This window comes from Saccharopolyspora sp. 6M (assembly GCF_020176775.1).
GTDB classification, from domain to species: domain Bacteria; phylum Actinomycetota; class Actinomycetes; order Mycobacteriales; family Pseudonocardiaceae; genus Saccharopolyspora_C; species Saccharopolyspora_C gregorii.
Window position 1 is genome coordinate 1 of the sequence record NZ_JAIUJZ010000245.1, and the last position, 7,010, is coordinate 7,010.

Here is a 7,010-nt window from a genome sequence, read left to right on the forward strand (position 1 = left end):
CCGGGGGGGGGCCGGGGGGGGGCCCCCCCCCCCCCCCCCCGGGGCGCGGGGCCCCGGGGCCCCCCCCCCCCCGCCGGGGCGGGGGGGGCCCCCCGCGGGGCGGGGGGGGGGGGGGGGGCCCCCGGGTCAGCTGCTCTTCGGCATCAGGATCCACAGGACGATGTAGACGATGACCTGCGTGCCGGGCAGCAGGCAGGACAGGATGAACAGGAAGCGCACCAGTCCCTTGCCGAGGCCGAAGCGTTCGGCGAGACCGGCGCACACGCCGGCGATCCACTTGTCGTGCTGGGGACGGGACAGGTTCATCGACTGATTCCTCCTGGAAAGTTCGCGATCTTCACCCCAGGGTGCCCGATCTCCGGGACGCCCGCCTCAGGGGAATCCCGGAGATCCCCGCTCAGCCGGTCAGCTCGGCCAGCAGCCCCGGGTGCGAGGACCCGTCCACCGGCAGGTTCTCGCTGCGCACGAACGTGAACCCGGTGTCGGCGAGCACGTGCTGCACCGCGCCGTCCCCGGCGTGCGACCAGTTCGCGGGCAGGCAGCCGCGCACGTCCGCCTCCGCGGTCAGGTTGAGGTCGCCGCCGACCACGGCCGGTCGGCCGGTGCCCGTCGCGGCACCCACCAGCTCGGCGCACTGCCGCCGGGCGACCGCCGGATCCGCGGGGGACAGCTGCGCGGTGCAGGCGGACAGCGCGGGGAACGGGACGCACAGCAGCACCCGCCGGGTCGGGCCGGCGTCCTGCGCCGCGAAGCCGCGCTCCACGACCGCGCCGTCGGACGCACCCAGGTCGCGGTGGGTCAGCACGGCGACCCCGTGGTCGCCGCGGCCGTCGGCGCAGCGCACCGGTGCGTCCCCGGTCAGCTCGGGGGCGAACTCGGCGCGGTAGCCGGTGTCGCGGGACATCGTGGTGATGTCGTGCGCGCACACCTCGTTGAGCGTGACCACGTCCGGTCCGCGCTGCCGGATCGCGGCGATCCCGGAGCGCACCGCGGTGTCGTCGTGCGCGGCGCAGCCGTCGGCGTCGCGGTGGCAGAGGTTGAGCTGGAGCACGTCCAGCGGTGCGCCGCCGGGCGCGACTCTTTCCGGTGCGGGTCGTTCCGGCCCTGGCCGGGCCGCGGCGGTGGACCCGGTGAGCGCGGGCAGCGCGAACCCGGCGCAGGCCAGCAGCGCGCCCGCCATCGCGAGTCGCCGCGCGGCCGGCGGGGTGGTGGATCGGGGGCAGGGCGTCCGGTCGTCGGTCATCGGCATCGCCTCCTCGGCGGCGGAGTGTGCCGAAGCTCGGCGAACGGCGGCAGGGGCCGAACGTGGGGTAGTCCGGCAACCGCTGCCGACGTCCCACCGATGGCGGGTGGCGAACACCGTCCGTGATGGGTGGCGACCGGCGCAACGATCTCCGGCGAACGGTCCACGCTTGCCGGGGCAACAAGATTTCTCTCACATCCCGGGAAAGATCCGATGGTGAATTCCCTGTTGACCAGGGGCGTCCAGCACATGAAACTGAGCCCCGGCTCGGCTCGACCGGCAAGAACCGCCCGTCAGGGATGGTGCTCGCGAGGTCGGACGGCTCGGTGGTGCGGACCTCGCGGGGTCCGGTGGCCGGCGCGGAAAAATTTGACAGCTTCGCAACATCGAGAGCCGAGACTTGACCCCGTTCGGGTGGCACCATCTCAGCACTCGCGTACTCACCTACTAGGAGTGACATCGTGGCGCGTCGGACCACCTGGAGAGCCCTGGCCCTGCTGCCCGCGCTGGTGCTGACCGCGGCGGGCTGCGCGCAGTCCATCGCGCCCACCGGTGCCGACGGGGAGCTCCGCTTCGTGGAGCCCGGCAAGCTCACCACCTGCACCCAGCTGCCGTACCCGCCGTTCCAGTTCGACGAGGGCGGCAAGACCACCGGCTTCGACGTCGAGCTCGTCGACCTCGTCGCCCGCGACCTCGGCCTGGAGCAGAAGTTCTTCGACACGCCCTTCGAAGGCATCCAGTCCGGCGAAGCCCTCAACACCCGCAAGTGCGACGTCGCCGCCGCCGCGATCACGATCACCGACGCGCGGCAGCAGAACATGGACTTCTCCGACCCGTACTTCGACGCGAAGCAGGCGCTGCTGGTCAGCGCCGAGCACCCCTACCCGGACATGGCCGCGCTGCGCGGCAAGAAGCTCGGCGTGCACCTCGGCACCACCGGTGAGGACTACGCCGAGGAGCACGAGGCCGAGCACGGGTACGAGATCGTCCAGTACGAGGACCTGGGGCTGCTGCAGAACGCGGTGCAGAGCGGGAAGGTCGACGCGGGCATCAACGACAACGGCGTGATGCTCGACTTCGCCAAGAAGAACCCGGACACGAAGGTCACCGCCGAGTACAGCACCGGCGAGGTCTACGGCGTCGCCGTCCAGCGCGGCAACGCCCAGCTCGTCCAGAAGGTCAACGACTCGCTGCGCAAGGCGCGGGAATCCGGCGAGTACGACCGGATCTACGAGAAGTGGTTCGGCAAGAACCCGGACCAGCCGTGACGTCCCCGGCCCGGGGCCGGGAGCCGCGCAGGCCCCGGCCCCGCCTGCTGCGCGGCGCCGACTCGGCCCGCCGCACGCCACCACCAGCCCAGCGCCGAGGAAACCGCCCGGGGAGAGTCTGAGGAATGGCAGCAACCGACACGACCGCGAAACCGCGGTCGAGCAAGCGGCAGCGCGCCCGCGTGGTCCGCGGCGCGCAGTACGCCGTCCTCGCGGTCGCGATCGTGCTGATCGCGCTGCTCGCCGACTGGGGCAAGATCGCCGACGCGTTCTTCAACGTGGACGTGGCCGTCGCCCAGTTCCCGGGGATCATCACCACGGCGCTGGTCAACACCATCGTCTACACCGCGCTGGGCTTCGCGTTCGGTCTGGCGCTCGGCGTGGTGCTGGCGCTGATGCGGCTGTCCTCGGTGGCGCCGTACCGGTGGATCGCCACCGCCTACGTCGAGTTCTTCCGCGGGGTGCCCGCGCTGCTGGTGTTCATCGCCCTCGGCTACGGGGTGCCGATCGCGTTCCAGCTGGTCTTCGACATCTACTCGACGGTGATGCTGAGCCTCGGGCTGGTCGGCGCCGCGTACATGGCGGAGACGATCCGCGCCGGGGTGCAGGCGGTGCCGAAGGGCCAGGTGGAGGCGGCGCGTTCGCTGGGCATGTCCCCGGCGCGCACCATGGTGACCGTCGTGATGCCGCAGGCGTTCCGGATCATCCTGCCGCCGTTGACGAACGAGCTGATCCTGCTCACCAAGGACTCCTCGCTGATCTACCTGCTGGGCCTGTCGGCGGACCAGTACGAGCTGTCGAAGTTCGGGCGCGGCGCGCTCACCCAGTACCAGTCGCTGACGCCGATCCTGCTCGCCGGGCTCTGCTACCTGATCATCACGATTCCGCTGTCGCGGCTGTCGAACCGGTTGGAGCGCCGCTACGGCGGCGGCCGGACCGCCCGCGGCAAGTGACGGACCACGACGAGGCAGTGAGGGGCGCCGGATGAGCGCGATGATCGAGGTTTCCGGGCTGGACAAGGCGTTCGGCCCGCTGCAGGTGCTGCGCGGCATCGACCTGACCGTGGACCGCGGCGAGGTGGTGTGCGTGATCGGGCCGTCCGGGTCCGGCAAGTCCACCCTGCTGCGCTGCGTGAACCTGCTGGAGGAGCCCACGGCCGGGCGCATCGCGGTGGACGGGGTCGAGGTCACCGACCCGGACACCGACATCGACGCCGCGCGCAGGCACATCGGCATGGTGTTCCAGGGCTTCAACCTGTTCTCGCACCTGACCGTGCTGGAGAACCTCACCGTGGCGCAGCGCAAGGTGCTGCGCCGGGGCCGGGCCGAAGCCGACCGGGTGGCGCGGGAGAACCTGGACCGGGTGGGCCTCGCCGAGAAGGAGGACGCGCTGCCCGCGCAGCTCTCCGGCGGGCAGCAGCAGCGGGTCGCCATCGCCCGGGCCCTGTCCATGAACCCCAACGTGATGCTGTTCGACGAGCCGACGTCCGCATTGGACCCGGAGCTCGTCGGCGACGTGCTGGGCGTGATGCGCGGGCTCGCCGACGAGGGCATGACGATGCTGGTGGTGACGCACGAGATGCAGTTCGCTCGCGAGGTCGCCGACCGGGTGCTGTTCATGGACGGCGGCGTCGTCGTCGAGCAGGGGCCGCCCGCCGAGGTGATCGGCGCGCCCGCGGAGGAACGCACCCGAACCTTCCTGTCCCGCGTCCTGAACCCGACGCACGCGCGCCCCGCGGAGTGATCCGCCGGCGGTCCTCGCCGGAGTGCGCGGCTTCCCGGTCGTGATCCCGTCCGCCCGCGCGGTGGAACGGTGCGGACGCCGCGGCTGCGGTGCGTAGCGGTCGTCGCGCCACGATCCCGCCGACCCGGTGCAGCGGTCCCCGCCGGAGTAGTCCTGTTCGGACGTTCGGTGGTTTCGCGGCGGCTCGGCGATGTGCCGGTCCGCTCCCTCGGCGGTGTCGGTCGAACCCGTCGCAACCCCAAGCTGAACTCACGCGTCTGAGCTGTCGGTGGTAGTTGATCTACTACGCTGCGTTGGGTTCGCCGGATTCGATGTCGGGGGCGGGATCGTGCCGAACAGGCCGTGGGACAACATCGGGGCACCGACCGCTGCCGAGCAGCGGCTCGACGACCTGCTCGGGCAGGGCAGGGCGTGGGGTCGCAGACCCGACGGCCCGGTCGTCCCGCTCGACGTGCACGCCGACATGTTCGACCCGGAACGGGAGATCCGCGGCGAGTACCTCACCCGCAAGCTCGTCGAATCGCCCGACGAGCAGGGCTGGCGCGCGTTCTGGCGCCGCGGCGGGCAGCAGCCCGTGGTGCGCATCGAGGACGCGGTGATCACCGGCAGGCTGGACCTGCGCGCGGCGGAACTGCCGTACCTGCTGGAGTTCGTGCGCTGCCGCTTCGACATGCGGCCCGACCTGCGCCAGGCCACGCTCGCCGGGCTCGTGCTGTGGGGTTGCCGCTTCCCGGGGCTGAACGGGCGGAATCTGCGCACCAGCCACGACACGGTGCTGCGCAACTGCACCAGCATCGGCGGCATCGTGGACCTCGCCGACGCGCAGCTCGGCGGTTCGCTGCTGCTCAACGACTCCGAGCTGCGCAACCCCGGCGGCCGCGCCATCTACGCGGACCGGCTGGAGATCGCCGGGGCGCTGCTCGGGCTGCGGCTCAAGGTGGCCGGGGAAGTGCGGATCCCGGGCGCGAAGATCGGCGGCAACCTCAACTTCTCCGGCGGGGCGCTGCGCAACCGCGGCCGCACCGCCATCAACGCCAACGGCATCCAGATCGGCGGCAGCTTCCGCGGCGACGTCGACCCCATCGGCGGCGGACCGTTCAGCGTCGCCGGCCTGCTGTACCTGCCCAGCGCGCACGTCGAAGGGGATCTGCGGCTGCGGGACGCGGTGCTCGAACCCGGGGTGGCGCCGCCGAAGCGCGGCGAGTCCCAGCACGACGACCCGATCAGCACGTTGCTGCTGGACCGCGGCGAAGTGCGCGGCGACGTGCAGCTGGACCAGAACTTCCGCAGCGGCGGCACCATCCGCATGGTCAGCAGCCGGATCGGCGGCGACCTGCGGATGGCGGGCGCGCAGATCGACCTGAGCTGGTCGCGCTCCGCCGCCGCCTCGGTGGAGCAGCCGATGCGCGCGCTGCACCTCGACGGCACCGAGGTGCTCGGCAACCTGGAGGCGGCGCACGCGGTGCTGCGCGGGCAGATGCGCATGGTGGACGTGAAGGTGCACGGCAGCTTCCAGCTCACCGGCGCCACCCTCGTCGGGCCGCGCACCGACACCCTGCAGGCCAACCGGATCCAGGTCGGCAGCAACTTCGACTGCCGCGAGGCCGACATCTCCGGCACCCTGCAGCTGCAGGGCGCCGACATCGGCGCCAACGTGGACCTGCGGGCCGCGCACCTGCTCAAGCCCGCCTGGCACCGGCACCGCAAGGCGTACAAGTCCTCGCTGGACCTGCGGGCCGCGAACATCGGGCGGGACCTGGTGTGCGCGGAAGGCGTCCGGCCGTTCCGCGCCGAGGGCGAGGTGCAGCTGCGGCGGGCCGTCATCGGCAGGCAGGCGAACTTCTGGGGCTGCGTGCTCGGCGACGGCAGCTCCGCCAACGCGTTCGGCGCCTTCGGCCTGGTGGCGCAGGAACTGACGCTGCTGCCCGCCACGCCACCGCAGGGCCGGGTGGTGCTGCGGCAGGCGCAGTGCGAACTGCTCGCCGACAACGCCGAGACCTGGGACGCGCAGGGCGGCGTCGACGTCGAGGACTTCACCTACTACAACCTCAGCCATCCGATCGAACCGACCGACGGGGCGCGGGTCCGGGAGCGGCTCGCGTGGCTGCGCGCCACCTCCGGGCGCTACCAGCCGGGGCCGTACGACCAGCTCGCCACCGTGTTCCGCAACAACGGCAACGAGGAACACGCGGTCACGGTGCTCATCGAGAAGCAGCGCCGCCGGTACCAGGCGCTGGCCGGGGCGTCCCCGCTGCTGCTGCGACCACCCGTGCGGTTGTGGAGCCTGCTGCAGCGCAGCACCGTCGCCTACGGGTACCGGCCGCTGCGCGCGCTGCTGTGGCTGCTCGCGTTCGCCGCGGCGGGCTCGGCGTGGTTCAGCCAGCACGAGCTGAAGCCGATCAACGCCGACGACGACCCGGTGTGGAACCCGTTCCTGTACACCGTCGACCAGCTGGTGCCGATCATCAACCTCGGGCACGACGTGATGTGGCGGGCCGAGGGCCATTCGCAGTGGATCACCGTGGTGCTCATCGCGGTCGGCTGGGTGCTGGCCACGACGGTGGCCGCGGGCATCACCCGGGCGCTCCGCCGCGAGGAGCGCTGAGTTTTTCGGTTTTCCGGGGTTCGGTTGCTCTGGGGGTCGGGTGGCGGAACCTCAGCGTCCTCCTCGCGAGGACGCTGAGAACCCGCGGGTGGTCCGGGTGATCAGGTGGTCGCTGCTCAGCGGCTTCGCCGCTGACAGGAAGGAGTCGAGA

General features: G+C 71.9%; 6 protein-coding genes. 4 read left to right on the forward strand and 2 right to left on the reverse strand.

The window, feature by feature from the left end; translation table 11 throughout:
- Positions 1 to 126: 126 nt before the first annotated feature.
- Both LCD31_RS26140 and LCD31_RS26145 read right to left on the reverse strand, forming a co-directional pair.
- Positions 127 to 306: a PspC domain-containing protein gene (locus tag LCD31_RS26140; RefSeq protein WP_224962358.1), complete on the reverse strand. Its 180-nt coding sequence runs from the start codon at positions 304 to 306 to the stop codon at positions 127 to 129.
- Positions 307 to 397: 91 nt separating this feature from the next.
- Positions 398 to 1,243 (reverse strand): endonuclease/exonuclease/phosphatase family protein, encoded by an 846-nt coding sequence (locus LCD31_RS26145; RefSeq protein ID WP_224962360.1) that lies wholly within the window; start codon positions 1,241 to 1,243, stop codon positions 398 to 400.
- Positions 1,244 to 1,704: 461 nt separating this feature from the next.
- Here LCD31_RS26145 and LCD31_RS26150 point away from each other — a divergent pair, with 461 nt between their 5' ends.
- The 4 genes from LCD31_RS26150 to LCD31_RS26165 all read left to right on the forward strand — a co-directional run bounded on the left by LCD31_RS26150 (position 1,705) and on the right by LCD31_RS26165 (position 6,859).
- Complete coding sequence (locus tag LCD31_RS26150) at positions 1,705 to 2,511, forward strand: ABC transporter substrate-binding protein (protein ID WP_224962362.1); 807 nt, start codon at positions 1,705 to 1,707, stop codon at positions 2,509 to 2,511.
- 125 nt (positions 2,512 to 2,636) lie between these two features.
- Positions 2,637 to 3,464, forward strand: a complete 828-nt coding sequence (locus LCD31_RS26155; RefSeq protein ID WP_224962364.1) for an amino acid ABC transporter permease — start codon at positions 2,637 to 2,639, stop codon at positions 3,462 to 3,464.
- Positions 3,465 to 3,495: 31 nt separating this feature from the next.
- Complete coding sequence (locus tag LCD31_RS26160; protein WP_304612923.1) at positions 3,496 to 4,254, forward strand: amino acid ABC transporter ATP-binding protein; 759 nt, start codon at positions 3,496 to 3,498, stop codon at positions 4,252 to 4,254.
- Positions 4,255 to 4,582: 328 nt separating this feature from the next.
- Entirely contained in the window at positions 4,583 to 6,859 is a 2,277-nt protein-coding gene (locus tag LCD31_RS26165) for a polymer-forming cytoskeletal protein (RefSeq protein WP_224962366.1), read from the forward strand.
- Positions 6,860 to 7,010: the final 151 nt, after the last annotated feature.

Bases quoted from the DNA above. Each gene is read 5' to 3' on its own strand.
- LCD31_RS26140 (WP_224962358.1), bottom strand. From the start codon at position 306: ATGAACCTGTCCCGTCCCCAGCACGACAAGTGGATCGCCGGCGTGTGC.
- LCD31_RS26145 (WP_224962360.1), bottom strand. From the start codon at position 1,243: ATGACCGACGACCGGACGCCCTGCCCCCGATCCACCACCCCGCCGGCC.
- LCD31_RS26155 (WP_224962364.1), top strand. From the start codon at position 2,637: ATGGCAGCAACCGACACGACCGCGAAACCGCGGTCGAGCAAGCGGCAG.
- LCD31_RS26160 (WP_304612923.1), top strand. From the start codon at position 3,496: ATGAGCGCGATGATCGAGGTTTCCGGGCTGGACAAGGCGTTCGGCCCG.